Genomic DNA, 26718 nt, shown 5'->3' with positions numbered 1-26718 from the left:
CCCCCGGCCTGAGCGCCGGGCCCGGCCTCCGCGCGTGCGTCCGCGGCGGCCTGAACGAGGAGGCTCGCCTGCACCTGGTCCTCCAGGGCGGCCTGGCACTCCGCGCAGTCCGCGAGGTGGGCCTGGAAGGCCTCGGCCTCCTCGGGCGCAAGCTCTCCGTCCACGAAGGCGGCGAGCTGTTCACATGAAACGCTCACGCCGGGCCCCCCGCGGTTCCTTCCCGGGCCAGCAGCAGTTCCTTGAGCTTCTTGCGCGCCCGGAACAGGCGGGTGCCCACCGTCATGGACGGGATGCCGAGCCGTCGGCCGATCTCCGCGTAGCTCTGTCGCTCCATGTCCTTCATGCGGACCACCTCGCGCAGCTCCGGGGGAAGCTGTTCCACCGCCTGCCACACGTCGTCCAACGTGTAGCGCGCCCATGTCTCCGGGGCGGCTTCGGCCTCCGCCAGGGTGTCCCCCATCGTGTCGGTGAACTCCTCCTGGGGGTGGCGCCGGTCGTGCCGGCACCAGTCGAGGAAGCGTCGAACGAGGATGGACGCCAGCCACGCCATGGGAGGCGCGGACCGGTCATACGTATGGAACGCGCGGAAGGCGCGCTCGTAGGTCTCCTGCAACAGGTCCTTCGCGTCCGCCGGGTTGCGGCCCCGGCACAGAATGCGGGCCCGCGCCTCCAATGCCGGCGCGCACTGCGCGATGAGCGCCTGGAACTCCGCGGCGTCCTCACGGGAAGCCGAAGGCACCTCCGTGTCGGATGCGGAGGACTCCCCGGGCCGGGGGGCGACGCGGGGCGATCGCGGGCGGAACACCACAGGGGCGTTCCTAGCAGGAGCCGCCCCTCCCGCGAAGTCTGTCGACACCCTCCCCAGCGCTTCCCACCCGACAGGTGGGACACCCCGGACGGCGGCCCGGAGGGCTAGCAGGGGCCGTTGCCGATGCGAACGCCCGTGCGCACCCGGGCCTTGAAGACGCCCAGCGCCGCCCCGAGGCCCGTGACGCGCATCTTGCTGTAGCCGGACCCGCCCGAGCCGATGTTGACGCGCAGCCCGCAGAACGCCGGGAAGAAGGGACCCGCCGGGTACCAGGTGCCGGTGGTGCTCACCGAGCCCAGCGAATACCAGTAGCCGTTCGCGTAGCCGAACGCGGCGCCGGTGATCGCCAGGCCCTTGCAGGCGCTCTCCGTGACGTTGCTCGACGCGGGGATGACCTCCACGAACGGCTGGGCGAAGTTGCCGTACAGGCCGGTGACCTCCGTCACGAAGCGGTGGGCACAGGACGGCTGATCATAGGTGCCGTCGTTGGAGGCCGCCGCCGCGTCCCCGTACGAGCAGTGGGGGAAGACGGCATTGACCGAGGCGCCGTCCGGCTGCGCCAGCACCACGCTCGAGCCCACGCAGGACTCGTCGACGCCCTGCTCCTGGCTGGCGAGGGACTCGTCCACGACTTCGGCGCCAGGGGCCTCCTCCTCGAGGGGGCCGCCACAGGCGGTGGCGAGCGAGGCGGCGAACACGAAGGCGGCGGAAGGAATGAAGCGCATGGGTGACTCCGGAAGAAGGCGCCCGTGGCCGGGCTCCACCCTGTTACGTCCGGTGTCGCGCTTATTCCCCCGCGCCATTTCCACGCCGTTTTTCGGCCGTGCTAAGGCACCGCGCGTGGACATCGACAAGCCCTACCTGCTGTTCCTGGGGGACGTGAAGGATCAGCTCGCGGCCAAGACGGCCCACGGCATCGTGGACTGGCGGCCCGAGTGGTGCGTGGGTCAGCTGCGCCTCCCGGGCTGCGTGGCGGACTGTGGCCTGCCGGACATGGACCTTGCCCAGGCGAAGGCGAAGGGCGCGCGCACGCTGGTGGTGGGCGTGGTGAACCCGGGCGGCGTGCTGGCGGACACGTGGGTGGACACGCTGGTGCGGGCGCTGGAGGCCGGGCTGGACGTGGCCACCGGGCTGCACAAGCGGCTGTCCTCCTTCCCCGCCGTGGCCGCCGCGGCGGCGAAGCACGGGCGCAAGCTGCACGACGTGCGCTTCCCGGACCGGGACTTCGCCACGGGCCAGGGCACGATGCGGCCCGGCCTGCGCGTGCTGACCGTGGGCACCGACTGCGCGGTGGGCAAGAAGTACACGGCGCTGGCGCTGGAGAAGGAGCTGCGCCAGCGCGGCTGGAAGGCGGACTTCCGGGCCACCGGGCAGACGGGCATCCTCATCTCCGGGCGCGGCGTGGCGCTGGACGCCGTGGTGTCCGACTTCGTCTCCGGCGCGGCGGAGTGGCTCACGCCCGCGAACGACCCGGACCACTGGGACGTGGTGGAGGGCCAGGGGTCGCTGTTCCACCCCTCCTTCGCGGGCGTCACGCTGGGCCTGCTGCACGGCGCGCAGCCGGACGCCTTCATCGTCTGCCACGAGCCCACGCGCACGCGCATGCGGGGCGTGCGGCACCCGCTGCCGTCCATCCAGGACGTCATCGACCGCACGGTGCTGGAGGGCCGGCTGACGAACCCGGCCATCCAGTGCACGGGCATCGCCATCAACACCGAACACCTGCGCGAGGACGAGGCCCTGGCGCTGCTGGAGGCCACGGGCCGGGCGCATGGCCTGCCCTGCGTGGACCCGGTGCGCACGGGCGCGGGCCCCCTGGCCGACGCGCTGGCGAGCCGCTTCCCGCGCGGGTGACACACCCTTCCGCGAAACCCTCTCCACCGGAGCGGGTCACGGTATATTGAGGACACCATGGGACGCATTTTCGAGACACGCAAGGCGACGATGTTCGCCCGCTGGAACAAGATGGCGAAGGTCTTCACGCGCATCACGAAGGACATCGTGATCGCGGTGAAGGCGGGCGGGCCGAACATCGAATCGAACCCCGCGCTGCGCCGGGCCGTGCAGAACGCCCGCGCGGCGAACATGCCCAAGACCAACGTGGACGCCGCCATCAAGCGCGCCAGTGGTCAGGACCAGGCCGACTACCAAATCCTCCTCTACGAAGGCTACGCGCCCCACGGCGTGGGCATCCTGGTGGAGGCCGCGACGGACAACGTCACGCGCACCGTGGCCAACGTCCGCTTCCCCTTCACCAAGCTGGGCGGGAGCATGGGCACGGCGGGCAGCGTGTCCCGCCTCTTCGAGCACATGGGCGCCATCCGCCTGGACGCCGAGGGCGTGAACGCGGAGGAACTGGAGCTGGAGCTCATCGACCACGGCCTGGAGGAGATGGGCGAGACCACCGGCGAGAAGGGCGAGAAGCAGCTGCTCCTTCGCTGCAAGTTCGCGGACTTCGGCAAGCTCATGTCCGCGATTGAAGCCAAGGGCATCGCGCCCGTGTCCACGCAGTCCGAGTACATCCCCCTGCCCGGCACCCTCAAGGAGCTGCCCGAGGAGCAGGCCACGGAGGTGCTCAAGCTGGTGGACATGCTGGAGCAGGACGACGACGTGCAGCACGTCTTCCACAACCTCGCCTGAAGCACCTGGAAGTCCTGGCATCCGTCCCCCGTGCGCCTCCGCCGGGGGCCGGAGCCACGCCGCGTCTGTGATTGAAGAGACTCCGGGCCGGGAAGCGCGTTGGCGCACGAGGGGAAGTCCATGTCGGGCGAGGGTGAAGGGCAGGACCTGCGGGACGCGGTGAAGCGGCTGGAGGCGACGGTCGCGGCCCTGGAGACGCGGCTCGCGAGCCTGGAGGCCCGGGAGGCGCCGCGCCCCGTGTCCGCGCCCACGCTTCCCTCCGTCACGCCGCCGGTGGCCGCGCCCGAGCAGCGGGACCTGGAGGCGCATGTCGGCACCTACTGGCTGAGCCGCCTGGGCATCGTGGCGCTCATCATCGGCATCGCGTACCTCATCACCTACCACTTCGGGGAGCTGGGGGTGCTGGCGCGCGTGGGTGCGGGCTACCTGCTCAGCGCGGGGCTGGGCGCGTTCGGGCTGTGGCTGGCGCGGCGGCACCAGCTGTTCGGCCGCATCGTCTTCGGCGGGGGCCTGGCGCTCGCGTACTTCGTCACCTACGCGCTGCACTTCATCCCGGCGGTGCGGGTCATCGACAGCGAGGTGCTGGCGCTGGTGCTGCTGGCGGGGTTCGTGGTGGCCATCGTCACCATCGCGCACCGGATGCAGTCGGAGACGGTGGCGGGCATCGCGCTGTTCCTGGGGCTGCACACGGGGATGCTCAGCGACATCACCGCGTTCACGCTCTTGTCCACCACGCTGCTCGCGGCGGGCGCGCTGTTCTTCCTGGTGCGCAACCGCTGGGTCATCGTGCCCATGTCCAGCCTGGTGGCCGTGTACAGCACGCACGTCGTCTGGGCGGTGCGCACGGGACACATGGCCCCCGGCGCTCCCGAGCACGACCGGCTGGTGTTGAGCCTGGGCTTCCTCGCGCTCTACTTCCTGTTGTTCTCCGTGGCGCTGCTCGTCCGTCCGCGCGACCTGCTCGTGCGCGCGAGCCTCGCGTTCACGCTGCTCAACTGGGCGGGCCTGACGTCGCTGGGCGCGTATGAGGTCTCCCAGGAGCAGGACTCGGGCCTCTTCACGTTCCTGCTCGTCGTCGCGCTGGCGCATGGCGCGGGGGCGGCCGTGTCGCGGCTCCAGCGTGCACCCGTGGCGCTGACGCACGCGTACCTCGCGCTGACCGCGGTGACGCTCGCGCTGGCCATGCCCGCGCGCTACGACGACGTCGCGCTGGTGGCGGCCTGGACGGTGACGGGGCTCGTCGCGGGCCTGGCCGCGCGGGGGGTGGCGTCCCCGGTGCTGCGCGGCGTGGGCGTGCTCATCCTCTACGTGGCGCTGGGCGCGTGTGAATGGGAGACGCCGGGGCGGCTGACGCTGCTCGCCGGGCTGGTGGTGGCGTTCGTGCTGGTGGAGCGCGGCGGGACGGTGCGCGTCGCGGGCCTGCCCGAGCCCGAGGCCCGGACGCTCTTCACCGCCATCTGCGCGGTGGGCGCGGGGCTGTCCCTGGTGGCGCTGGTGGGCGCGCGGATGCCCGAGGGGCTCGTCACGCTGGGCTGGGTCATCGCCGCGTTCCTGCTCTTCGGCGTGGGCTTCGCGGTGCGCGAGCGCTGGTACCGGCTGGCCGCGCTCGCGGTGCTGGGGCTCGCCCTGGGTCGGCTGGTGCTGGTGGACGTGGCGAAGCTGCCGCCGGATCAACGCGTGGTCACGTTCATCCTGCTGGGCGTCATGCTGCTGCTCGTCTCATACACATACACCCGGCTGCGCGACCGGCGCGGGTGAAGACAGACGTCGCGAGCATCCGCGGCGCCACCAGCCCCTGACGGGCGCGGCCTCTCAGATGTCGGTCTCCAGCCGCTCCGTCACGCGGTACTCCTGCCGGTAGGCCTTGCCCCCACGCTCGAAGGTCTCCACCACGGTGAGGCCATCCTCGGACAGGACGAGGCGGTAGTTCGTGTCCGCCGTGGGTGTGGTCGCCCGGTAGCTCCCAAAGGGAAGCAGGAAGACCACGCGCGGGGGGCGGTCCGGACAACAGGCCGTCAGCAGCGAGGAGGCCAGGGCACTCGTCAGCATGCCCGCGAGCACGATGCCGAGCCTTCTCATGGCTGCCTCGCGAGGGTGAGGTTGCGGTACAGCTCTCCCGTGCCTTCCGTCGGCTCGGCCTCGAAGAGCGTGGCCTTCGCGAACTCGTTGGGCGCTCCCTCCCGCGGCCGCACGGCCCACACGCTGTAGACGGCGCCAATGGGGCCCGGGCCCTGCGCGGGGATGATGGAAACGCCATCCGCCGTGGCCGACACGAGCCGCAGCCGGACGCCTTCGGCTTCATCATTCAGCGGATCACACACCCCACCCTGGAGCTTCGCCCCCGCGAACAGGGGCCAGCCCAGCGCGAGTCCCGCGCAGAAGAGTGCCGCGGGGACGGCCTTGCGATGATGCGACAAATGAATTGGCATGGGCTGGGAGCCTGCTCCAACTCCCACGCGAAGCGCCAGCCACCCCGGGGCAGGTCCGCCTTGTGTCTCTTTGCTTCAGGAGCCTCCGTGAGTCACGCCGCCTACCACCGACAGAGCACCTTGCACCGGGGCTGCACGCTGAGCTGGTTCGTGGAGGGCGACGGTCCTCCGGTGGTGATGATCCAGGGGGTAGGCATTGGCGCCACCGGCTGGCGGCCCCAGGTGGAGGGGCTGGCCTCCCGCTTCCGCTGTCTCTGCCTGGACAACCGGGGCTTCGGTGCCAGCCAGCCCGCGGGCGACGCGCTCACGGTGGAGCTGATGGCAGAGGACGTGCTCGCGCTGATGGACGCGCAGGGCTGGAAGAGCGCGCACGTCCTGGGGCACTCGCTGGGAGGGCTGGTGGCGCTGTACCTCGCGCACCGGGCCCGCGAGCGGGTGCGCAGCCTCGCGCTCCTGTGCACGTTCGCGACGGGCGCGGTGCCCACCCGGCTCACGCCGCGAATGCTGCTCATGGGCCTGCGCACGCAGGTCGGCACGCGGCGCATGCGGCGCCATGCCTTCCTCCGGATGGTGCTGGCGCCCGAGGAGCTGGCCCACGCCGACAAGGATGCGCTGGCGGAGCAGCTCGCGGAGCTGTTCGACCATGACCTGGCGGATCAGCCTCCCGTGGCCATGCGTCAGTTCCGGGCCATGGGGAACGCGGACGCCACGCCCTTTCTCCGAGAGCTGGCGGGCCTGCCGACGCTGGTCGTGAGCGCGACACACGACCCCATCGCGCCCCCCACCGCCGGACAGGACCTGGCGGTGGGAATCCCGGGCGCGCGCTTCGTGGAGCTTCCCCATGCCTCGCACGGGGTCACGCTGCGCCTCGCGGAGCGCGTCAACGCGCTGCTGCGGGAGCACCTGGAAGCCGCGGAGGACTCCCTTCAGGTCGCGAGGTCCGGCTAGCGCTTCGTCACGGAGGACAGGGCCTGTCGAAGTAGAGCGCCAGCCTGGGCCACACCGCGTCCGACGCGCCGTAGGGCGAGTAGAACTCCACGCCGTCCGAGGAGTCGCTGCGCAGGCCGAACTCCAGCCGGAACCCCGTGCCGTTGCCCCCCAGCGTCCCGGTGCTGCTTCGCACCAGCTCCGTCACGTCCAGCTTCACCGTGGTGAAGGGAGGGATGGCACCCATCTCCGCGATGGGGGTGGGCTCCAGCTGGGGACGCGTGTTCCAGGTGCGGCTCTCCGGCGTCCAGGTCCCCGGCACCACCTTGTAGAGCTGGGGCCCGTGTTGGGTGCCGTCATCGCGCGAGCTGAAGGCCAGCACCGCGCGTTTGATGTCACGTCCACGCGGGTCCACGATGAAGCTGAGGAAGGTCTCACGCCCCACGTCCGCGTCCACCCACAGCGACGTCTTGCGGGACAGGCGCGAGTCCGGCGAGGCCTCGGACACGTAGAAGACCCGGTCCGGGTGGTTCACCTCGAAGCTCTCCACCAGGGTGCCGGGGGTGCAGTTGGCGGGCTCCGTGTTGACGAAGAGCACGGGGCGCAGCTGCTCCAGGGTGCTGTTGCGAGACACGAAGCTCGCGCCGTCCGGTGAGCCCATTCCCACGCCGAAGCTGTACGTGCCGTCCCCCTGCACCACCTCCGTGGCGTCCAGCTCCACCCACGACTCGTCCTCCACCGGGATGGACGTGTGGAGCACCGGCCCGCCGTCATACAGGGGGCGGTTGTCCCAGGTGATGGTGGATTCGGTCCAGGTGTTGGAGACGGGCCACGCGGTCAGCGTGCTCTTGGAACCGGTGGTCGCGTACAGGCGCAGCTTCGCGTTGTTCACCGGGGCGCCCAGTCCCACGAAGTCGAAGCGCAGGAAGGACTCGGATGCGGGCGAGGCGTCCGCGCGCAGCCGCGTGGTGTCGCCGTAGTTCGTATGCTCCGAGCTCGCGTCCGTCCGCGCATCGGCGCTCGGGTGGGCGGAGTTCGTCCGGCCCGGTGACAGGGCGGAGGCCTGTTGCCCCTCGGGCATCGGGGCCACCTCCTCGTCCGCGAGCTCCAGCGCGTCCAGGTCGCCTGCCCCCTCCCCTTGTGGCCCACAACCCGTCCCCGCCAACAGCAGCAGGCCCAGGCCCGCCGCGCTCCCTGCGCACTTCAGCGACATACGCACCCCCAGGATGTACCCGCGCGAAGTGCATCCCGTGTGCCCATGACACAACGTCTCATCCGGCCTCCGGGACGGAGGGCGCGAGGGGAAGCTCCGGTGCGTGATGGGACATTCGCGTACAACACCAGGGCATCCAGGCGACCCAGCAGGGGAACGGACTTTGGTCAATCTGGCCTAAGCTCTCGCGGTCCTCTCCACCGCATCCGCCAGCCCATGAGCCAAGACACGCCCTCCCCTGTCTCGAAGAAACACGGTCCGCTCGGGCCCCTCGCGCTGTCCTTGTCCGGAGGCGGTTATCGCGCGGCGGCGTTCCACCTGGGGACGCTGCGGTTTCTCGACACCGTGGGACTCCTGTCGGATGTCGTGGGCCTGTCCACGGTGTCCGGAGGAACGCTCACGGGCCTGGCCTGGGTGGTGAGCCAGCTGGACGGCAAGCCATTCAAGGCGTTTCACGAGACGTTCTCCGCGTATCTGCTGCGGACGAATGTGATTGCCGAGGCGCTGACCGGGCTGACCTCCAACCGCGACCACGGCAGCCATGCGTGGGCCAGCCTCATCCGGTCCGCCGCGGACGTGTATGCCCGGCCCGACTTCCTCGGGGACCGGCGCTTCGGCGAGGTCCTGGACGCGGGCGGGCTCCAGCTCCAGGAGGCCATCTTCAACACCACCGAGTTCCACTCGGGCCTGGACTTCCGCTTCCGGCGCAGCAGCAACCCGAACACCCTCCTCGGCAACAACAGCTACCGGCTGCCGCGCCCCGTGGCGCAGCACGTGCGGCTGGCGGACGTCGCGGCCGCGTCGTCCTGCTTCCCGGGCGGCTTCGAGCCGCTGGTCTTCCCGCAGCAGTTCCACTGGCCCCAGGGCTACCCGCTCGACACCGCGCTGGGGGCGCTGGGGCCGGGCTTCCAGAACGGCCTGCCGCTGATGGACGGCGGCATCTATGACAACCAGGGCATCGACAGCCTGCTGCTCGCGTACACCCGCTCGGAGCCGCCGCCCACGCTGCTCATCTCCGACGTCAGCGTCCAGAGCCCGGAGATGTACAACGTCCCCGAGAACCCGACGAAGCGCGGCTGGGTGACGCTCAACGGGGTCTCCTGGATGGCCTACGGCCTCTTCCTCCTCACGCTGCTCTCCGCCGCCATCCTGGCGTGGCGCGGGTTCGAGACCGCTCGCGACGGGAACTGGGAACCCCGGGACTACTTCCTCTATCTCATCCCCGGCGTGCTGACCGCGTCGGTGGCGACGGCGCTGGTCTGGGGCCGCGCCCGCCTGGAGGACGTCATGGCCCTGCTCAAGCGGCAGATGGACCTGGACGTCTGGCCGTCGTTCAAGAAGCTCACGGTGCTGGAGTTCGCGCAGATGCTGGTGCTGCGCGTGACGTCCATGCTGGCGCTGACGTCCCAGGTGTTCATGAAGCGGGTGCGCGGGCTGGTGTTCGGTCAGGTGTATGGGGACTCGCGGTTCAAGGACCGCAGGGTCTCCAACCTCATCGGCGCGCTCACGGTGGACCGGCCCAACCTCTTCGCGAAGCACCCCTGGCTCAAGCCCGGCGCGCACCTGGTGTCCCTGGGCACGCAGGCCTGCCGGATGCCTACGACGCTCTGGTTCACGGACCCGGCGCAGTTCACCGCCGTGGAGGGTGCTGGCGCGGCCACCGTCTGCTTCGTGCTCCTGCGTCACCTCGTGGAGCACCACACCGGGCAGTACGAAGCCCCGGGCCAGCCGCTGAATGCCCTGTACCAGCGCCTGCGCCAGGAGTGGGCGGTGCTCAACGCGGCCAGCGCCCCGGCGAAGGACCGGCAATCCGTGGCGGCCTAGGTCGTTCAGGCAGGTCAGGGCCAGAAGGGTGAGCATGGCCTGGCTGCCGTACAGGGTGGAGCGCGGAGCCGCATTCTCCAGCGTGGCTTAACAGCCCGTTCGCGCTGGGGCGGCTGGTCCGGCCCGCACGCCAGACGTATCTCTCCTCGAAAGGACCGACCGCGAAGGGTGGGTGACGCACTCCCCCCTCACGCCCGGAGCTTCCCCAGGAGGAGCCAGACCATGAGCAATGACAAGAAACCCATCACCGCCGCCCAGAAGGGATTTGGCGACTTCGCGCCGAAGCTCGCCGAGCTCACCGACGACGTGCTCTTCGGAGACGTCTGGGAGCGGCCTCAGCTGTCCAAGCGCGACCGCAGCCTCGCTACCTGCGCCGCGCTCATCGCGACCGGGAAGACGGAGCAGATGGGCTTCCACTTCCCGCGCGCCATCGAGAACGGAGTGATGCAGGAAGAGCTCGTCGAGCTCATCACCCACCTGGCCTTCTACGTTGGGTGGCCCAACGCCATGTCCGCCATCACGCGCGCCAAGGAGCTGCTGGGGAAGGCGTCGCCGTGATGGCGAGGGTCCGCACCGCGGCCCTCGCGCTCGGGCTGCTGGCGCTGCCCTCCCTGGCACAGCAGCGCGCGCGCGTTGAGGAGAAGCCCATGAAGATCCGACTGACGGCCGGAGCGAAGGTCCTGACGGCCACCCTGCTCGACAACGCGACGGCCCGCGACTTCGCCGCGCTGCTGCCCCTGACGTTGACGCTCACGGACCACGCGGCCACCGAGAAGGTCAGCGACCTGCCCCGACGCCTGTCCACCACGGGCGCGCCTTCGGGCACCGCCGCCTCGGCCGGGGACATCAGCTACTACGCGCCCTGGGGAAACCTGGCCCTCTTCCACAAGGACTTCCGCCACTCGCCGGGGCTCATCCGGCTCGGCAAGCTCGACAGCGGCGTCGAGGCCCTGCGCGCCCCGGGCCCCCTCGAGGTGAAGGTCGAGCGGTCGGAGTAGACGCGCCTGCGTTCCGGCGCCGACGGACCCCTCGGGTTCTGCGTGCATCGGCGGATGCCATGAGTAGGATTCGGTCAATCCCCTGACCGGAGACCCGATGGCATCCCCCACCGACACGCAGGACCCGTACGAGCGCATCTACGTCGTCTGCGAACAGGTGCCCTCCGGACAGGTGGCCACCTACGGAGACATCGCCGCCATCGTCGGCGGAGGCTGTGATGCGCGCACCGTCGGGCACGCGATGGCGGCGCTGGGGTCGCGCGCGGCGGCCGTGCCCTGGCAGCGGATCATCAACCGCACGGGAGGCATCAGCACCTCCGGCCACCGCCAGCGCGAGCTGCTGGAGGCCGAGGGCGTCGCCTTCGATGACGCGGGCCACGTGCGCATGGATGCGCACCACTGGAAGGGCCCGAGCGAGGCCTGGGCACGTGCCCACGGCTTCAGCGTGCTGCCGCCCAGGGATGCACCTGCGCCCGTACCCGACGCGCAGCTCAAGCTCTTCTAGGGCCCACGGAGCGTCCGAGCATCCGGGCACGAGGTGGAAGCGCTCGGCGGCTCGCCTGCTTTTCAGCGCGGAACAAAGGCGTCAGCCTTGGATCCCCGCCCACTGCTTGGACCTCCGAAGAATGTCCTCTCCCCTGCTCAGCTGGGGCCTCGTGCTCCTGGTCTGTCTGCTGGCTCCCGTCGGGTTCGCGAAGGAAGTGAAGGTCCGCAAGGCCAAGGCGAAGGCGCCGCGCCTGGTGCGGATCCACAGCGGCCACCGGCTCCAGCGCGATGCGGCCACTGCCTTCGAAAGCATGGCGGCGGAGGCGCGCGCGGCGGGGCAGCCGTTGCTCGTGACCAGCGGGTGGCGCTCGTATCAAAAACAGCGCTACCTCTGGCGCCTCTACCGCAAGGGGCTGGGGCCCAAGGCCGCGCGGCCGGGCCGCTCCAATCACAACCGCGGGCTCGCGGTGGACCTGGTCGTGGGCAGCGAGGAAGCGTCCCCCACGTATGACTGGCTCGCGGGCAACGCGTGCCGCTTCGGCTTCCGCCGCACCGTGGCGTCGGAGGCGTGGCACTGGGAGTACCGGCCCAGGAGCACCTCCGCGCCCCAGGACGGCGAGGACTGCCAGGGCCGTCCCCTGAACGTGGGGCCCACGCCCGCCGTGGTCCGCCAGGACGCCAGCTAGCCCCCGGGACGCGGGCCCTGTCAGGAGGGAACGCGGGGCGGCAGCTCCACGATGAACTTCGCGCCGCGCCCCGGCTCGCTTTCGACGCGGATGGTTCCACCGTGCGCTTCGACCAGCTGGCGCGTGATGAAGAGCCCCAGCCCCAGCCCTCCGTAGTTGCGAGAGGCGGCGCGCTCGAAGCGCTCGAAGATGCGGTGCTGGGCCTCGGGGGGAATGCCCATGCCGTGGTCCTTGACGACGAGCCGCGCTCTTCCCGCGTGGTTCGTCACCTCCATCTGGATGGGCCGCCCCGCGCCATACTTCATCGCGTTGGTCAGCAGGTGGAGCATCACCTGCTCCATCCGCAGCCGGTCCCACCTCCCCAGCACCGGCTCCAGGGCCACCAGCTCGAAGCCACAGCCCGACTTCTGGAACTGCTCCCCGAGGTGGGCCGTCACGTCCCTCGCCAACTCAGCCAGGTCCAGCTCCTCCGGGCGCAGGGTGAGCCGCTTCTCGTTGATGCGGGAGACATCGAGCAGGTGCTCCGCCAGATGTGACAGCCGTTGGAGCTGGGATTCGAAGACCTCCAGCAACTTCGACACCTTCTCCATGGGCAGCGGGCGCGACGCCGTGACGGCGGACCCCAGCTGCTGCACGCGCAGCCGCATGGAGGTGAGCGGGGTCTTCAGCTCGTGGGAGGCAATGGACAGGAACTCGTCCCGCGCGCGGATGGACTCCTGCGCCGAGCAGTAGAGCTGGGCGTTGTCGATGGCGACGGCGGCCCTGCGGCCCAGCTCTTCCGTCAGCGCCAGCTCCGCGGCCGTATACGTGCGCCCCGGCGCGGGAGACACGAGGAACAGCACGCCCAGGGTGCGGCCTCGCGCCTGGAGGGGCACCCCAATCGAGGGCCGGCCCTGGAGCGTCCGCACCCCCGCCCAACGCTCCTCCGCCAGGGCCACCGGATCCAACAGCCCCATGGACGCCTCGGACGCCTCCGAGCTTCCGGTGGACAGGATCCGGGCCGGACCGTGGGGGGCCGCCGGGTCCGGAGGGTGGCGTTGGAGGAACTCGCGCACGCTCGCGCCGCGGGCCGGCGAACGGTCCGCCATCGCCACGGGCCGCAGGGGCTCCGTCTCCGTCCGCACGAAGACGACACACAGGTCCGCCAGCACGGGCACCGCCAGCTCCGCGACACGCTGGAGCGTGGTTTCGTAGTCGAGCGAGGTCACCAGCTCGCGGCTCGCCTCGGCCAGGAAGCGCTGCGAGACCTCCATCTGCTTGCGCTCGGTGATGTCGGTGGCGATGCCGCAGAGCGCGTAGACCATCCCGGTGGCGTCGCGGAGCGGGAACTTCTGCGTGAGGTGGATGTGGATGCCGTCGTCGTGCGCGAGCCGCTCCTCCCGCTCCACGGAGACGCCAGCCTTGAAGATGTCCCGGTTGGCCTGATGCAGTGCCTCGGCGATGTCCTGGGGGAAGACATCGAAGACGGTCCTCCCCGCGACCGCTTCCCGGGTGCGGTGGAAGAGGCGCTCCCATTCGCGGTTCACGAACAGGAACCGTTCCTGGGTATCCAGCAGGAAGAACACCGTCGGCGCGTTGTCCAGGATGGCGCGCAGCCGCTTCTCGCTCTCCTGCAGCGCGTCCTCCGCCTGCTTCCGCTCGGTCACGTCGATAAGCACCGCGAGCGAGCGGACCACGTTGCCGGAGGCATCCCGCTCCGCGATGGCGGACAGGAGGACGTCGATGGGCTGCCCGTCCTTCTTCACGATCTGGTACGGCACGTTCCAGCAGGCGCCCGTCTTGAAGTACTCCGGGAGGACGACCTCGCGGGCGAACCGGCGGGACTCCGGCGTCAGGAACTCCACGGAGTCGTGCCCGAGCACCTCCGCGCGCTCGTAGCCCAGGATGCTCAACCAGCGGTCGCTGACGCTGATGAGCCGCCCATTCCGGTCGATGGAGTGCATCATCACGGGCGTGTTGTTGTAGAGCGAGCGGTACTTCTCGCCTGCCGAGCGCAGCGAGTCCTCGGCCCCCTTGCGGTCGGTGATGTCGCTGACGACGGAGACGCCGCCCCGCACCGAGCCGGTCTCGTCACGAACCGGACTGGAGCTGACGTGCAGCCAGGTCCCCGCCGGCCGCTCGGCATTGCGCAGGAAGACCTCCTCGCGGTTGACGGTCTCGCCACGCAGGGCCCGGAACATGGGCAGGCGCTCGGACGGATAGCGCGTCACCTTGTCGGGCAGATAGAGCCCGTAGTGCTCGGGCCACCGGATGACGGGCTCGTCCGTGGGGCCCATGCCCAGGATGAACTCCGCCTTCGGGTTCATGAACACAAGGTGCTGGTGGTCATCCGCCACCATCAGCCCCTCGCCCATGCTGGCGAGGACGGCCTCCAGGAGACGGCTCTGCCCTGGCGGCGTGGCGCCCGGGGTCGGATACGCTGGGCTGTCGTGCAGGCGATCCATGGGACGCGTGACTGGAATGAACTCCTCCCTCTTCAACGATGGGGGCTCGCCAGCGCATGTGCCACACGTCGCCCGCCTCCCTCCGAGGCGCGGGGAACCGGCGCCCCGCGCTATCTGGGTTGACGGGTTGAAAAAAGGATTCCCGGCTGAGACCAGGATCCAGGTCCGTGAACTCCTGCACGAGGGTGCACCTGGCGCTCAGCGGCGCTTTCACCGTGCTCGCGCTGGTGCATCTCGCCACCTGGGTGGCGGTGCGTTCGCAGCGCGTCAATCAACCCTGCCGCTCCGTTCGCGGCGCTGAAACCTCGCCCGCCGCCGCACGGGACTCACGCACTGCCACGCGGGGATACGCCCAGCCGTTTCATCATCGTGCGCACCGTGCCGCCGGGGTCCTTCGCCGTGCCCCGGCCGACTTCACCCAGCAGGCGCGCGGCCTCCGCGGCATTGCCATCCGCGCGCCGCAGCGCTGCTTGGAGTGCCAGACGCTCCAGCCGCTCCCGCTCCGCGCGCAGGTTCATCGTTCCCGACGCCACACGGCGCTCCACCTCTTGCGCGGAGACCAGCATGGAGGAGTTCGCGCGCTCCCGCTGCCACAGCCGCCGAGGCAGGTCCGACACGAGCAGCTCGTCCCCGGCGCGCTTGGCCACCAGCGCGCCGTAGATGACGTTGCGCAGCTCGCGGATGTTGCCGGGCCACGGATAGGCGCGCAGCACGTCGAGCGCCTCCGGGGTGGCGCCGCGGACGCGCGGGCCGGAGGGAGCGGGCTCCTCCACGGCGTAGTAACGCTCCAGCCAGTGGAGCACGAGCGGCGCCACGTCCTCCTGCCGCTCGCGCAGGGGCGGCAGGTGGATCTGCACCGTGGAGAGGCGCTCATAGAGGTCCTCGCCAAACATGCCGCGGTCGATGAGCTGCTTCAGGTCCCGGTTCGTCGCCGCCAGGATGCGGAAGTCCACCTTGCGCCACGCGTTCTCGCCGAGGCGCGAGATGACCCGGTCCTCCAGCACGCGCAGCAGCTTCGACTGGAGCGCGTGCGGCGTGTCGTCGATCTCGTCCAGCAACACCGTGCCGCCTTCCGCCGCGGACACCAGGCCGTCGTAGCCGTGCACGGCGCCGGAGAAGGCCCCCTTCGCGTAGCCGAAGAGCTCGCCCTCCATGAGCTCGTTGGGAATGGCCGCGCAGTTGATGGGCACGAAGGTGCGCGAGCGCCGCTCGGACCATTCATGGATGAGCCGCGCGGCGACCTCCTTGCCCGTCCCCGTCTCCCCCGTGAGCAGCACCGGCATCGACGTGTGGGCCGCCTGCGCGAGCTGGCCGAGCAGCGCCTTCGCCGCCGCGCTGTGCGCGATGAGCGTCCCCGAGACACGAGGCGCTGGCATCTCGATGAGGCTCTCCTCCAGCCGGCGCAAGAGCCGCGCCTCCCAGTCATCCGTGCCCGTGCGGATGACGTCCACTGCCCCCTGCTCCACCGCGAGCCGGAGCAGATCGACCGGCACCGGCTGCTCGCACAGCCAGATCCATGGCCCGGACCTCGGCGCGGCAGGAAGCCGTGGCCGCGCGGAGCTCACCACCACCACCCCGGCTCCGTCACCTCCCGCCTTCCAGCCCGCGGCATCCAAACGCTGCTGGAGCGACGGCCTGGGAGCCGGGCCCTTCCACCCGAACGTACGCATTCCACGAATCAAACACGGACGGCCCCTGATTCAAATCGCGTCGCACGACGGCCGCCCCAGCAGTTCCAGGCACTTGGCCCTGGCAGGGGGCGTGCAGTGAGGGGGCACACCCGCAATGGCGCGGGCCGCAGGAGAAGGGCCGCATGGATTACATCGTGGTTCTCACCGGGGTCGCGTTGCTGCTGGGCATGGGAGCGCTCTACGTGCTCAGCGGCGTGCAGGTCATTGGCGAGAACGAGTCGGGGCTGATCATCAAGAAGTTCGGCGCACCGCTGCCGCCCGGGCGGCTGGTCGCGCTGGAGGGCGAGGCCGGCTACCAGGCGGAGCTGCTGCCGCCGGGGTGGCACTTCGGCTACCCGTTCTGGCGCTTCAAGGTGACGCGCGTCCCGGTCGTGGTGGTGCGCCAGGGGCACATCGCGCTCGTCGTCGCCAACGGCGGCGCGCCCATTCCGCCCGGCTGCATCCTCGGCCGCGAGGTGGCCTGTGACGGCTTCCAGGATGCGCGTGCGTTCCTCGAGGGCGGCGGGCAGAAGGGCCGCCAGCTCGCCTTCCTCACCGCGGGTACCTACCGCATCAACCCCGCGCTGTTCACGGTCATCACGCCGGAGAACGCCGAGCGGTTCGACATGGATGTGGAGGACCTGGAGATCTTCAGCGTGGGCCCCGACAAGGTGGGCATCGTGACGACGCTGGATGGCCGTCCCATTCCCGCCGGAGACCTGGCGGGCGTGCCGGTGGAAGGCCATGACTCGTTCCAGAGCGCCCAGCAGTTCCTGGACGCGGGCGGCTGCCGTGGCCTCCAGGAGCAGGTGCTGCTGTCAGGCTCGTGGAACCTCAACCCCTGGTTCGTGCGCGTGGAGCAGATCCCCATGACGGAGGTGCCCATCGGCTACGTGGGCGTCGTGGTCAGCTACGTGGGGCGCGAGCACCTGGACGTGTCGGGTGACGAGTTCACGCACGGCGACCTCGTGGAGCGCGGCCGCAAGGGCGTGTGGATCGAGCCGCTGCTCCCGGGCAAGCACCCGCTCAACACGCGGGTGATGAAGGTGGAGCTGGTGCCCACGACGAACATCGTCCTCAACTGGGCGCAGCGCACCGAGCAGCACAAGTACGACGAGAAGCTCAGCCCCATCACGGTGCGCTCGCGGGACGGTTTCAGCTTCATGCTGGACGTGTCGCAGATCATCCACATCAGCATGAAGCAGGCGCCGCGAGTCATCTCCCGGGTGGGCTCCATGCAGAACCTGGTGGACCACGTGCTGCAGCCCACGGTGGCCAACTACTTCCGCAACTCCGCGCAGCAGGTGACGGTGCTGGAGTTCCTCTCCGCGCGCACCGACCGCCAGCGCGAGGCATACGAGGCCATCCGGGGCGCGCTGGGGGCGTATGACGTGGAATGCATCGACACGCTGGTGGGCGACATCCAGCCGCCCGCGGAGCTGATGAAGACGCAGACGGACCGGAAGATCGCCGAGGAGCTCCAGCGCACGTACGAGGTGCAGCGCGAGGCCCAGGTCCGCCGCCGCGAGCTGGAGCGCGCCACGGCGGTGGCGAACATGCAGCCCGAAGTGGTGCGCAGCGAGCAGATGGTCGCCATCAGCGAGAAGGGCGCGCTCGCGGCCGAGGAGACGGCCAAGGGTGAAGCCGCCCGTACGCGGTTGCACGCGGACGCGGAGGCGCACGGCCTGCGGCAGCGCGCGGAGGCGGAGGCCGAATCGAAGCGGCTGCACGGCAGCGCCGAGGCCGAAGCGACACGGCTCGTGGGCGAGGCCAAGGCGGAGGCCTACCGCACCGGTGTGGCGGCGCTGGGGGCCCAGGCCTTCACGGCGGTGCAGCTGGCCACGGTGCTGGCGCAGCATGGGGTGAAGCTCGTGCCGGAGATCGCGCTCGGCCAGGAGGGCGGCGGTGGACAGGGGCTGCTCGGCGCGCTGATGGCGCGGGTGCTCCAGAACGAGCAGAAGCCACAGGTGCTCCAGCGCCCCGTGAAGCCGGCGTCGGCCAACGGCGTGGAGAACGTCCACAAGCAGGCCTGAGAACCGTTCATCCATCAGCGGAGCGGAGTCGATGTCAGCGGATCCAACGGTCGAGGCGGCGAGGACAACCCTCGTGCAAGCGCTCCGGGCACTGCCCCGGGGCGCGGGCCCGGGTGCGCTGCGCGGCCTCACCCCGCTGCTCGAAGCGGCTGTCGCGGAGGACGCTGACGTCGACCTCCGCTTCCGGGATGAGCTGATCCGGGTCCTGGGGCCGGTGATGGGCGAGGACACGCCCGTGACCGTAGAGGATGCAGCGGCGTGCGTAATAGGCGTGGAGGCGAAGGTGCTCGTCGCCACGCTGCCCGCACTCCGCGCCGTGCTCGCGGAGGTGCAAGGGTTGAAGGCCAGCCTCACGCGCGAGGCCGTCCTGGTGCTGTCCCAAGCGGACGCCTGTCTTCAGGAGTCCCCGAAGCTCACGACCCGTGAGGAGCTGCAGCGGGCGCTGGAAGCCGGGTGTGGGCGGCTGGCGGCCGAGCTCTCCCGGCTCCATGCCCCGGTGCCTGTCTCGGTGGGCGAAGCACTCGGCGTCGCACGCGCGTTGTTCGGAGACGGGCCACCGCCCCGGGGCGCCGCGGTGCTGGAGCTGGCGCGCGGTCTGGACGACTTCTGCCGGCGAGCACCGCTGTCCACACCGGACCTCGAAGCCCTGCGGGAGCTGGCGCGCCGGGCGGACACGGAACGTGAGACGCCCGGCTGGCCCCTGTTGCTGGAACGACTGCGCACGGTCCGGCCACGGTTGCTCCCCCAGAAGCCGCTGCCTCCGCTCTATCGCTCGCTGGCGGGAGCCCCCGCACGCGTACCTTTGGCCGGAACCCTCGAAGCGTTGCTGCGATGAACACCAGACACAGCCCGATGCATGTCCGTGAAGCGCTACGGGCCCGTCCTGAATCACTGAAGGTCTTCGAGCAGGGCCGCCTGGAGCGCCTTCCGGTTCTCGGGGAAGTGCTGGTTGGGATAGGGCCGCGCACCACCCAGGATGGCTTCGTACTGCTGATACATGGGGTCGGAGCGCGCGGGCTCCTGCTGATAGAAGGCGCGGTTGGCCTGAAGCAGGTAGCGAGGCCGGGTGCCCACGGGGCCGTCTTCACTGAATGCGATGAGGCTGCGCGTCTCGGGGGCCTGCATGAACGACGTGAAGGCCCGAGCGTCCTCCGCGCACGTCCCGGTGCAGCTCGCGTTGAGCACCAGCGCATCCACGAAGACCGCCGGTGCCGAGCCCGTGCCCAGCGGAACCGAGATGACCTCCGGGAGCGGCATGGAGGGATTGGCCTTGAGGATGTAGAACAGGCGCTCGGTGTAGCCCATGAAGCCGTTGGCCTGCTCTGCGGCGAAGGCCTCTTCCGCCACCGAGTTGTCCGCGTAGGTGCCATCCAGGCACGGATTGACGCCCGCTTCGAGCGAGCAGCTGTCGACGACCTCCGCGAACGCCCCCACCGTCGGTGAGTCGAGCGGCAGGGAGATGGCGCTCGCGAGCGCATCCCCCGGGTGCGTGTCCGCCCACGCATCGATGTATGACGAAGGCAGCGTCCAGCTCCCATCGAAGTTCGTCGCCAGCGGGCGCTTGCCGGGAGCCGCCTCGCGAAGGATGCGAACAAGCGAGGCGCTGTCGGTGGCGGACCGGATGTTCGGGGTCCGCGAGTAGACGACGTTGGTGCACAGGTAGGTGGGCACGCCATAGCTCTGACCGGCGATGCGGACAGCCTCCTCGGCCGCGGGATGCACGACGCCCGCCTCCAGCGCGACCGGTTGGATCCATCCCTTCGTCGCGAGCGAGCCGAGCAGCAGCGTGTCCACCTCCACCACCTGGGCGGCCCCGGCCTCCGCGCCTAGGAGCTTGTTCAGCGCTCCGCCTTCATCCAGGTCATAGACATCCAGGCTGGCGTCGAACACGACGTCCAGGTCGATGTCCGGATGGGCCATCTCGAAGTCTGTCTCCAGCCGCTGCTCCAGGCTGGCGAAATTGTCCCCTGCGGAGTCAGGGATGTATGGGAACAGGACCGCCTTCAGCGGACGCCTGGGAGTGGGGTCGGGATCGGATTCCGAACAGGCGCTTAGGACCAGCACGACGGGGAAGATCAGGGCTCTGCGATTCATGGCGGGTGACCTCTCTTGGAAGGGACGCTCGCTGGCGCGCGGACGGCTCGGGGATGGATCATGGTCCGGCGATGCGCGACGCGAGGCACGCCGTCCTCGACGGCGGATGCCTAGCGCGCGAGGAAGGCGCGCATCGCGGAGACGACCTCCGCATGCCGCGTGAGCCAGAGGTAGTGCCCCGCGCCCGGGAGCGTCACGAGCTTCCAGTTCGGCAGGCTCTTGAGCAGCGCGTCCTGGGCGGCCTCGTGCTGACGCAATTCTGGCAGGAAGACCCGGGCGCGCTCGCGCAGGTCGGCCGGGACGTTCTCCGCCTGGGACAGGAACTCCACCCATCCCGCGAAGGCCTGCTCGTCGGAGATGGCCAGCACGGGTCCCCGTAGCTTCGCGTAGTCCGGCAAGGCCGAGCCCCGGATGCACTGCTCCGTCGACTCGGGAAGCCGGTGATAGCGCAGGTACGCGCCCGTGGCGGCGTCGAACTCATACGCCTGCTCAATCTCGTGCGGAGGGAACGGGCCGCCCAGGTCACGCGCCAGCAGGGCCGTCACCGCCTCGCGTGACGGCTGCCCGTCAAGCACGGTGAACGGCAGCGGCGGCAGCGGACTGTCCTTCAGGAACGCGGCGATCTCTCCCTTGTTGTCCGTGGCGTCCAGGAAGATGAGCGCCTCCACCCGCTCCGGATGGTTCAGGCCCATCCAGTTCAGCTCATCCCCCGCGAGCGAATGGCCCGCGAGCGTCGCCTTCGTCAGCCCCAGCCCATCCAGCGCGGCCAGCACGTCGTGCCCCAGCGTCGCGCTGTCGTAACCGCTGATAGGCCAGCTGGACGCGCCGAAGCCGCGCCGGGTGAAGGCGTAGACGTGGTGGGTGGCGATGAACTCCGGCGCCAGCACGTCGAAGACATGACCGGTGCTCCCCAAGCCCGGCAGGAACACCAGCGCCGGCCCCTTGCCGCCGTAGTCGAGCACCTCCAGCTCGACCTCCGGCGCCACCTTCACCCGCCGCACCTGGTGCAGCGGATCCGCCGTGCCGCCCGGCGGCGGGGACGGCGTGGTGGCACAGGCGGACAGCAGCAGCACCCACGACAGACGGAGCCAGGACGTTCGCATGGGCGGCAACCTTTGCACGACCCCTTGCGACAACGGAACAGACTCAAGCCTGCAAATCATGCCAAGCTTGATTTCATCGTAAATTTCCGTCCTTCGCTGAATCCCCCCTGGAGACAGATGATGCGCTCGAATTGGATGACGTGGTCCCCTGCCCTGCTGGTGTCCGCGGGCCTGATGCTGGCCGCGTGCGGCGGCGCGGAGGTGGAGGCGCTCGGGCCGGACGTGTCTGCCATTGGCACGGTGGAGGGCGAGGCGAACTCCCCCATCTACGACCGGGCGCGCGCGTTCGCCGCCGCCAATCCCAAGCGTGACGGCGGTTCGTGGAACCAGTGGTGCGGGTCGCTGATGGTGCGCTTCGGGCAGCTTCCGGACTCCGCCGTGCGGCCCACGGCCATCGAGGCGTACCGTGCGTCGCGCATCGTCTCCATGGATGCGTCCAAGGCGCTGACCGGGGCCTTCCACTGGTGGGACATCGGGTCGGCGGGCCACGTGGGCGCGGACCTGAACGGTGGCGGCGGCACGGTGTTCATGGCCACGTACAACCTCTCCCAGTCCTGGGGGGATGCGATTGGCGTCAACAGCGTCTCCGGCTACTCGGCGAAGACGGGCGCGCGCTACCTGGGCTGGTCCATGGACTACGCGGGCGGGAAGATCGCGGGCGGAGGCCAGGCGCCGGGCGGCGGCTCCAGCAGCCTGCCGCAGACGACCACCGAGTTCGACGGCATCCCGGGTGAAATCTATTACAAGCGCATCCAGACGGTGGGCCAGCGCGACTACGGCTACACGGGTCCCATTGACGGCGTGACAGGCCCCAACACGGAGAAGCTCCGCGTGCGCATCACCGCGCGCGAGCTGAACCGGCGCGGCGGCCCACGCACCTCCGCCGAGGACGATGGCATCCCCGGATCCATCTACTGGACCCGCGTGCAGACGGTGGGCCGCGAGTTCGGCTACACGGGCCCCATCGACGGCGTCCCCGGCGAGAACACCTCCAAGGCCGAGCACAAGATCTGCGCGTACGCCGTGAACCGCGCGTTCTGACCACCGCCGGTGCCCACGGCGCGGTGCGTGATCCGCGCCGTGAAGCGCCTTCCTCCCCCTGCTCGCGGTCGCAATGCATGAGGGCCTCGGGGTAGCGTGCGGCCCTCTCTGCGGAAGAGGGGGCCCATGCGCGTCGTACCGTCCGTCCTGGAATCCGTCACCGTTCACGCCGAGGGCGCGCTGTGCACACGCGCCTTCGTGCTCTCGCCTGAGAACGGGCACCTGCCCGGCCAGGTCCGCGTGGACGGCCTGCCCCTGGCGTTGCGCACGGGCTCGCTGCGCGCCCGGGTGGTGGAGGGGCCGTCGGGCCTCCTCATCCGCGACCTCAAGCCCACGTTCGACGTGCGGCTGCCGCCGGAGTCGGAGCTGCCCGCGGAGCAGCACTCGCTCGAAGCGGCGGAGGCCGCGCTGTCGGCCGTGCACAGCCTGCTGGAGCGGGTGCGCTCGGAGATCGCGGCACTCCGCGGCCTGACGCCCACCTGGCCGGCCCAGCGCAAGGGCCATCCCCCGCGCGAGGCACCACTGGCGGCGATGCTGTCGCTCACCGGCTTCGTGGACTCGGAACTGGCGGAGCTGCAGGCCCAGGAGCTGGACCTGGAGCGCCAGCACCGCGACGCCACGAACGAGCTGGAGCTGCGCCGCCGCCGCGTGCAGGAGCTGTCCTCCGCGCGCAGCGTGGACCGGGCCCGGCTGTTCCGCGCGGCGCTGCTGACGCTGTCCGGCCCCATCGCGGCGCAGGCCGATGCACGGCTGGTGCTGGAGTACGCGGTGGCCGGCGCGCGCTGGGTGCCCACCTATGACCTGCGCCTGCCGCGCACGCTGGAGGAAGGCACGCTGCGCATGCGCGCCGCGGTCATCCAGCGGACCGGCGAGGACTGGACGGGAGTGCGGCTTGCCGTCTCCACCGCGAGCCTGGAGCGGCGCGCGGAGGTGCCGGAGCTGAAGTCGCTGCGCATCGGCCGCAGCCAGCCGCCGCCCGCGCGCTCGGGGTGGCGCGAACCCGCGCCGGGCCTGGAGGAGCTGTTCGCGGGCTACGACGCCCTGCACGTGGTTCCCCCGCCGCCAGTGCTTCAGAAGCCCCAAGCGCCCATGGCCCCGCGGTACGAGGAACCCGCCCCGGAAGCCGCTGACGACGGCGACGAGGAGCAGGAGTCCTACAAGGAGATGGCCACGTTCGGAGGCGCGCCAGGAGGTGCGCCGAGCGTGTCCCGTCCTCCTCCGCCTGCCCCCATGGCGGCACCGAAGTCCTCGGGAGCCTTCCTCGGCGGTTCCCGTCCCTCCCCCCGCCGCAGCGTCACCGGCGCGGTCGCCGCCGCGCCGCCAAGCGTGTCCGCACCGGCGTCGGCCGGAGGCGGCGGAGGCATGGATCGCATGCGCAACAAGAAGCGCGCGGTCATGGAGGAGAGCTTCGATGACGCCCCGATGGCGGACATGTTGTCGGCGGACGAAGAGGGAGGCGTCGACGAGCTTCGCCGTGCGGCCGGCCTGGAGCCGGCGGACAACCTGTTCGACTACGACTCGCTGACGCTGGCCCCCGCGGCCTCCCCCGCGCAGCGCGGCCGGCTGCGTCCGCGTCCCACGCTCGTGTCGCAGGCGATGCTGTCCTTCACCTCCGTCAACGTGCAGGTGGAAGTCGTGCGCCTGGAGGCCCAGGCCTTCGTCTTCGCCGAGTCCGTGAACACCGTGGCGCCCCCCACCTGGTCCGTGCCGCCGCGCGACTCCGCCCGGCACTTCGATGCGCGCTTCGACGCGGAGGCCGTCGCGGACGTGCCGTCCGATGGCGCCTGGCACACCGTGCCCATGCTGACGGTGCCCCTGGAGCTGCGGGCCGAGTACGTGTGCGTGCCCTCGGTGGAACCACGCGTCTTCCGCACGGTGCGCCTGGACAATGCCTCGCCGCATCCGCTGCTCGCGGGGCCGGTGGACGTGACGCTCGGAGATGAGTTCCTGATGACGTCCCCGCTGCCCACGCTGGGGCCGGGCGAGACGCAGCGGCTGGGCCTGGGCGTGGAGGAGGCGCTCCAGGTGGCGCGCAACACCCGCTTCGAGGAGGCCACGGGCGGCATGTTCGGCAACAGCACCGTGCTCACGCACCACGTCTCCGTGGAGGTGGCCAACCACCTGTCGCGCCCCGCGAGCATCGCCATCTCCGAGCGCATTGGCGCGGTCCCCGAATCCCAGAAGGACCTCAAGGTGGAGGAGGCGGAGGTGGTGCCGCCCTGGCAGAAGCCCACGCCCCTGCCGGGTGAAGAGGTGGTGGAGGGCGAGCGGGTGTGGCGTGTGAGCGTCCCCGCCGGAGAGAAGCGTTCGATGAAGGCGACGTGGGTCGTGAAGCTGCCCGCCAGCAAGATGCTGAACGGCGGGAACCGGAGGACGTGATGCGCACTTCCATTCTGTTGCCCCTGGTCAAGGTGACGGTCCTGGAGGACCGGGCCCTCATCGAGCGCAGCGGCGCGGTGCAACTGCCCCCGGGCCCCTGCCGCCTCGTGGTGGACGGGCTGCCGGCGGTGGCGGTGGACCGCTCGCTCCAGGCGAAGCTCACCGGCGGAACGGTGACCCAGGCCAGCCTGCGCCGCACGATGCGCGCGGTGCTGCCGGAAGCGCTGCGCGAGCACCACTCGGAGCTGGCCCGACGCGCCTTCGAGCGCGAGCAGGTGCTGGCGCGCGCCCAGGCGGAGGTGCGGCGCCTGGAGGCGAAGCACGAGTTGCTGGAGACCGCGCGACAGGACGTCCTGCGCGCCATCTCCGAACGCACCGGCGCCGGTGAAGCGGATCCGGCGCAGTGGAAGGAACAGCTCGCGACGGTCCGCAAGGAGCAGACCGCGGCGGACGATCAACTGCGGCAGGCCCGCCGGGACCTGGGGCGCCTGGAGCGGCAGCACATCCAGGAGACCCGCGACGTGCTGTCGCGCACGGAAGCGCCGGAGCCCACGGTGGACGTGCGCGCGGAGCTGGACGTGAGCCACGCGGCCGGCGGCGAGGCGACGCTGACGCTCAGCTACCTGGTGCCGTGCGCCGCCTGGCGGCCGGCCTACCGCGCGGTGCTGGGGCTCGCGGAGGCGACGTCCACGGTGACGTTGGAGTGCGAGGCCGTCGTCTGGCAGAACACCGGCGAGCCGTGGAAGGACGTGACGCTGGCCTTCTCCACGGCACGGCCCACGCTGGGGGCCACGCCGCCCCGGCTCACGGAGGACTGGCTGACCCTGCGGGACAAGACGTCGCGCGAGAGGCAGGTGGTGGACGTCTCCATCCGCGAGGAGTCGCTCCAGGAGACGGGTGAAGCGGGAGCGACGAAGGCCGCGGACGCGCTGCCCGGCATGGACGACGGCGGCGAGCCGGTGACGCTGTCCGCGCCGCACAAGGCCACGGTGCCGTCCGACGGCGAGGCCCACCGCGTGGCGCTGTTCTCCTTCACCGCGCCCGCCACGTCGGAGTTGGTGGCCTGCCCGGAGCAGTCGCCGCTGGTGCACCGGGTGGCGCGCTTCGACAACACGGGGCCGGCGGTGTTGCTCGCGGGGCCGGTGGACCTGGTGCGCGCCAATGGCTACGTGGGCCGCGCGCAGCTCAAGTTCGCGGGCCGCAACGAGCGCGTGAAGCTGGGCTTCGGCAGCGAGGACTCGCTGCGCGTGTCGCGGCAGGTGGACGTGGGCGAGGAGGTCGCGCGCATCACCGGCCGGCGCACGCGCACGCAGAAGGTGAAGCTGTTCGTCTCCAACATGGGCGCGAAGCCCACGGCGCTCGCGGTGGAGGAGCGCATGCCGGTGTCGGAGGTGGAGGCGGTGGAGGTGACGATGCTCAAGGACGCCACGAAGCCCACGCCCACGAAGGTGAGCGACGAGGGCATCGTGCGCTTCGAACTGAGCGTGCCGCCGCGCTCCCGGCAGACGGTGACCTTCGGCTTCACGGTGGCCCGAGGCGCGAAGGTCGCGGGCCTGTAGGCAACCCCCACGCCCATGCCCTTCGCGACGAAGTCCGGCCGCCGCATCCACTACGAGGTCCAGGGCCACGGCCCTCCCCTGCTCCTGCTGCACGGCCTGCTCCAGCTGGGCTCGCACTGGTCGCTCAAGGGCTACCTGCCCGCGCTGACGGACGCGTACACGGTGGTGACGTTCGACTCGCTGGGGCATGGCCAGAGCGACACGCCGCACGACCTGGAGGCCTACGCGCTGCGGCACCGGGTGGAGGACGTGCTGTCGGTGCTCGACACGCTCTGCATCGACCGGGCGCACGCGTGGGGCTATTCGATGGGCGGCTGGACGGTGTGTGGCCTCGCGTCCTTCGCGCCGGAGCGGCTGGCGTCCTACGTGGTGGGCGGGTGGGAT

The 26718-nt window shown here is 70.6% G+C and carries 25 protein-coding genes; 15 read left to right on the top strand and 10 right to left on the bottom strand.

The window, feature by feature from the left end:
• The 3 genes from D7W79_RS14230 to D7W79_RS14220 all read right to left on the bottom strand — a co-directional run.
• On the bottom strand, positions 1-197 hold a 197-nt coding region (locus D7W79_RS14230), incomplete at its 3' end, for an anti-sigma factor family protein (RefSeq protein ID WP_147441923.1).
• On the bottom strand, positions 194-739 hold the full coding sequence (locus D7W79_RS14225) for an RNA polymerase sigma factor (RefSeq protein ID WP_244221773.1): 546 nt from the start codon (positions 737-739) through the stop codon (positions 194-196). The genes D7W79_RS14225 and D7W79_RS14230, both read right to left, overlap by 4 nt.
• A 173-nt stretch (positions 740-912) precedes the next feature.
• Entirely contained in the window at positions 913-1533 is a 621-nt protein-coding gene (locus D7W79_RS14220) for a hypothetical protein (protein ID WP_120525912.1), read from the bottom strand.
• Positions 1534-1648: 115 nt separating this feature from the next.
• On the opposite strand from D7W79_RS14220, the gene dgcN reads away from it, so the two are divergent.
• From dgcN to D7W79_RS14205, 3 genes are all read left to right on the top strand, one after another.
• Complete coding sequence (gene dgcN, locus D7W79_RS14215) at positions 1649-2662, top strand: N-acetyltransferase DgcN (protein ID WP_120525911.1); 1014 nt, start codon at positions 1649-1651, stop codon at positions 2660-2662.
• Between the two features lie 57 nt (positions 2663-2719).
• Positions 2720-3448 carry a YebC/PmpR family DNA-binding transcriptional regulator gene (locus D7W79_RS14210; protein WP_120525910.1) on the top strand — a complete coding sequence of 243 codons (729 nt, stop codon included), beginning with the start codon at positions 2720-2722 and terminating at the stop codon, positions 3446-3448.
• 120 nt (positions 3449-3568) lie between these two features.
• Complete coding sequence (locus D7W79_RS14205; protein ID WP_120525918.1) at positions 3569-5206, top strand: DUF2339 domain-containing protein; 1638 nt, start codon at positions 3569-3571, stop codon at positions 5204-5206.
• A gap of 54 nt (positions 5207-5260) precedes the next feature.
• Here the strand turns inward: D7W79_RS14205 and D7W79_RS14200 are convergent, their stop codons facing one another.
• Complete coding sequence (locus D7W79_RS14200) at positions 5261-5527, bottom strand: hypothetical protein (RefSeq protein ID WP_120525909.1); 267 nt, start codon at positions 5525-5527, stop codon at positions 5261-5263.
• Positions 5524-5877 (bottom strand): hypothetical protein, encoded by a 354-nt coding sequence (locus D7W79_RS14195; protein WP_147441922.1) that lies wholly within the window; start codon positions 5875-5877, stop codon positions 5524-5526. Before D7W79_RS14195 ends, D7W79_RS14200 begins: the two co-directional genes overlap by 4 nt.
• An 87-nt stretch (positions 5878-5964) precedes the next feature.
• Here D7W79_RS14195 and D7W79_RS14190 point away from each other — a divergent pair, with 87 nt between their 5' ends.
• Positions 5965-6825, top strand: coding sequence for an alpha/beta fold hydrolase (locus D7W79_RS14190; protein WP_244221772.1), 861 nt, complete (start codon positions 5965-5967; stop codon positions 6823-6825).
• Between the two features lie 7 nt (positions 6826-6832).
• On the opposite strand, the gene D7W79_RS14185 is transcribed toward D7W79_RS14190, so the two are convergent.
• On the bottom strand, positions 6833-8017 hold the full coding sequence (locus tag D7W79_RS14185; RefSeq protein ID WP_120525906.1) for a CBM96 family carbohydrate-binding protein: 1185 nt from the start codon (positions 8015-8017) through the stop codon (positions 6833-6835).
• Positions 8018-8233: 216 nt separating this feature from the next.
• Here D7W79_RS14185 and D7W79_RS14180 point away from each other — a divergent pair, with 216 nt between their 5' ends.
• The 5 genes from D7W79_RS14180 to D7W79_RS14160 all read left to right on the top strand — a co-directional run bounded on the left by D7W79_RS14180 (position 8234) and on the right by D7W79_RS14160 (position 12011).
• Complete coding sequence (locus D7W79_RS14180; protein WP_244221771.1) at positions 8234-9841, top strand: patatin-like phospholipase family protein; 1608 nt, start codon at positions 8234-8236, stop codon at positions 9839-9841.
• A gap of 222 nt (positions 9842-10063) precedes the next feature.
• Positions 10064-10399 carry a carboxymuconolactone decarboxylase family protein gene (locus tag D7W79_RS14175; RefSeq protein WP_120525905.1) on the top strand — a complete coding sequence of 112 codons (336 nt, stop codon included), beginning with the start codon at positions 10064-10066 and terminating at the stop codon, positions 10397-10399.
• Positions 10399-10839, top strand: a complete 441-nt coding sequence (locus D7W79_RS14170) for a cyclophilin-like fold protein (RefSeq protein WP_208729730.1) — start codon at positions 10399-10401, stop codon at positions 10837-10839. The genes D7W79_RS14175 and D7W79_RS14170 overlap by 1 nt, the downstream gene beginning before the upstream one ends.
• Positions 10840-10936: 97 nt before the next feature.
• Positions 10937-11344 carry an MGMT family protein gene (locus tag D7W79_RS14165; RefSeq protein WP_120525904.1) on the top strand — a complete coding sequence of 136 codons (408 nt, stop codon included), beginning with the start codon at positions 10937-10939 and terminating at the stop codon, positions 11342-11344.
• Positions 11345-11465: 121 nt separating this feature from the next.
• The gene (locus D7W79_RS14160; protein ID WP_120525903.1) at positions 11466-12011 is read left to right on the top strand and encodes a M15 family metallopeptidase; all 546 of its coding nucleotides are present in this window, start codon (positions 11466-11468) and stop codon (positions 12009-12011) included.
• 20 nt (positions 12012-12031) lie between these two features.
• Here D7W79_RS14160 and D7W79_RS14155 read toward each other — a convergent pair whose 3' ends face one another.
• Together D7W79_RS14155 and D7W79_RS14150 are read right to left on the bottom strand one after the other, a co-directional pair.
• A complete protein-coding gene (locus D7W79_RS14155; protein ID WP_120525902.1) occupies positions 12032-14455 on the bottom strand; it encodes a sensor histidine kinase in 2424 nt (807 codons plus the stop codon).
• A gap of 326 nt (positions 14456-14781) precedes the next feature.
• Complete coding sequence (locus D7W79_RS14150; RefSeq protein WP_120525901.1) at positions 14782-16125, bottom strand: sigma-54 interaction domain-containing protein; 1344 nt, start codon at positions 16123-16125, stop codon at positions 14782-14784.
• A 143-nt stretch (positions 16126-16268) separates the two neighbouring features.
• On the opposite strand from D7W79_RS14150, the gene D7W79_RS14145 reads away from it, so the two are divergent.
• Positions 16269-18158, top strand: coding sequence for an SPFH domain-containing protein (locus D7W79_RS14145; RefSeq protein WP_120525900.1), 1890 nt, complete (start codon positions 16269-16271; stop codon positions 18156-18158).
• A gap of 73 nt (positions 18159-18231) precedes the next feature.
• Positions 18232-18993, top strand: coding sequence for a hypothetical protein (locus D7W79_RS14140; RefSeq protein WP_147441921.1), 762 nt, complete (start codon positions 18232-18234; stop codon positions 18991-18993).
• A 53-nt stretch (positions 18994-19046) separates the two neighbouring features.
• On the opposite strand, the gene D7W79_RS14135 is transcribed toward D7W79_RS14140, so the two are convergent.
• Positions 19047-20252 (bottom strand): extracellular solute-binding protein, encoded by a 1206-nt coding sequence (locus D7W79_RS14135; RefSeq protein WP_120525898.1) that lies wholly within the window; start codon positions 20250-20252, stop codon positions 19047-19049.
• A gap of 110 nt (positions 20253-20362) precedes the next feature.
• Complete coding sequence (locus tag D7W79_RS14130) at positions 20363-21355, bottom strand: alpha/beta fold hydrolase (protein WP_120525897.1); 993 nt, start codon at positions 21353-21355, stop codon at positions 20363-20365.
• A 120-nt stretch (positions 21356-21475) separates the two neighbouring features.
• Between D7W79_RS14130 and D7W79_RS14125 the strand changes: the two genes are divergently transcribed.
• From D7W79_RS14125 to D7W79_RS14110, 4 genes are all read left to right on the top strand, one after another.
• Positions 21476-22396, top strand: coding sequence for a hypothetical protein (locus D7W79_RS14125; protein WP_120525915.1), 921 nt, complete (start codon positions 21476-21478; stop codon positions 22394-22396).
• 126 nt (positions 22397-22522) lie between these two features.
• A complete protein-coding gene (locus tag D7W79_RS14120; RefSeq protein WP_120525896.1) occupies positions 22523-24775 on the top strand; it encodes a DUF4139 domain-containing protein in 2253 nt (750 codons plus the stop codon).
• Positions 24775-26334: a mucoidy inhibitor MuiA family protein gene (locus D7W79_RS14115; RefSeq protein WP_120525895.1), complete on the top strand. Its 1560-nt coding sequence runs from the start codon at positions 24775-24777 to the stop codon at positions 26332-26334. The genes D7W79_RS14120 and D7W79_RS14115 overlap by 1 nt, the downstream gene beginning before the upstream one ends.
• A 15-nt stretch (positions 26335-26349) precedes the next feature.
• Positions 26350-26718: alpha/beta fold hydrolase (locus tag D7W79_RS14110; protein WP_120525914.1), on the top strand; the 369-nt coding region annotated here is incomplete at its 3' end.

Origin of the sequence: Corallococcus exercitus (assembly GCF_003611585.1) — a bacterium.
GTDB classification, from domain to species: domain Bacteria; phylum Myxococcota; class Myxococcia; order Myxococcales; family Myxococcaceae; genus Corallococcus; species Corallococcus exercitus.
The sequence above is the reverse complement of the archived record's forward strand: the minus strand, read 5'-3'. Positions and strand labels throughout refer to the sequence as shown.

Coding starts and splice junctions, on each gene's coding strand:
- D7W79_RS14220 (WP_120525912.1), bottom strand. CDS start 1,533: ATGCGCTTCATTCCTTCCGCCGCCTTCGTGTTCGCCGCCTCGCTCGCC.
- D7W79_RS14210 (WP_120525910.1), top strand. CDS start 2,720: ATGGGACGCATTTTCGAGACACGCAAGGCGACGATGTTCGCCCGCTGG.
- D7W79_RS14205 (WP_120525918.1), top strand. CDS start 3,569: ATGTCGGGCGAGGGTGAAGGGCAGGACCTGCGGGACGCGGTGAAGCGG.
- D7W79_RS14200 (WP_120525909.1), bottom strand. CDS start 5,527: ATGAGAAGGCTCGGCATCGTGCTCGCGGGCATGCTGACGAGTGCCCTG.
- D7W79_RS14195 (WP_147441922.1), bottom strand. CDS start 5,877: ATGCCAATTCATTTGTCGCATCATCGCAAGGCCGTCCCCGCGGCACTC.
- D7W79_RS14185 (WP_120525906.1), bottom strand. CDS start 8,017: ATGTCGCTGAAGTGCGCAGGGAGCGCGGCGGGCCTGGGCCTGCTGCTG.
- D7W79_RS14180 (WP_244221771.1), top strand. CDS start 8,234: ATGAGCCAAGACACGCCCTCCCCTGTCTCGAAGAAACACGGTCCGCTC.
- D7W79_RS14175 (WP_120525905.1), top strand. CDS start 10,064: ATGAGCAATGACAAGAAACCCATCACCGCCGCCCAGAAGGGATTTGGC.
- D7W79_RS14170 (WP_208729730.1), top strand. CDS start 10,399: ATGGCGAGGGTCCGCACCGCGGCCCTCGCGCTCGGGCTGCTGGCGCTG.
- D7W79_RS14165 (WP_120525904.1), top strand. CDS start 10,937: ATGGCATCCCCCACCGACACGCAGGACCCGTACGAGCGCATCTACGTC.
- D7W79_RS14160 (WP_120525903.1), top strand. CDS start 11,466: ATGTCCTCTCCCCTGCTCAGCTGGGGCCTCGTGCTCCTGGTCTGTCTG.
- D7W79_RS14155 (WP_120525902.1), bottom strand. CDS start 14,455: ATGGATCGCCTGCACGACAGCCCAGCGTATCCGACCCCGGGCGCCACG.
- D7W79_RS14150 (WP_120525901.1), bottom strand. CDS start 16,125: ATGCGTACGTTCGGGTGGAAGGGCCCGGCTCCCAGGCCGTCGCTCCAG.
- D7W79_RS14145 (WP_120525900.1), top strand. CDS start 16,269: ATGGATTACATCGTGGTTCTCACCGGGGTCGCGTTGCTGCTGGGCATG.
- D7W79_RS14135 (WP_120525898.1), bottom strand. CDS start 20,252: ATGAATCGCAGAGCCCTGATCTTCCCCGTCGTGCTGGTCCTAAGCGCC.
- D7W79_RS14130 (WP_120525897.1), bottom strand. CDS start 21,355: ATGCGAACGTCCTGGCTCCGTCTGTCGTGGGTGCTGCTGCTGTCCGCC.
- D7W79_RS14125 (WP_120525915.1), top strand. CDS start 21,476: ATGCGCTCGAATTGGATGACGTGGTCCCCTGCCCTGCTGGTGTCCGCG.
- D7W79_RS14120 (WP_120525896.1), top strand. CDS start 22,523: ATGCGCGTCGTACCGTCCGTCCTGGAATCCGTCACCGTTCACGCCGAG.
- D7W79_RS14115 (WP_120525895.1), top strand. CDS start 24,775: ATGCGCACTTCCATTCTGTTGCCCCTGGTCAAGGTGACGGTCCTGGAG.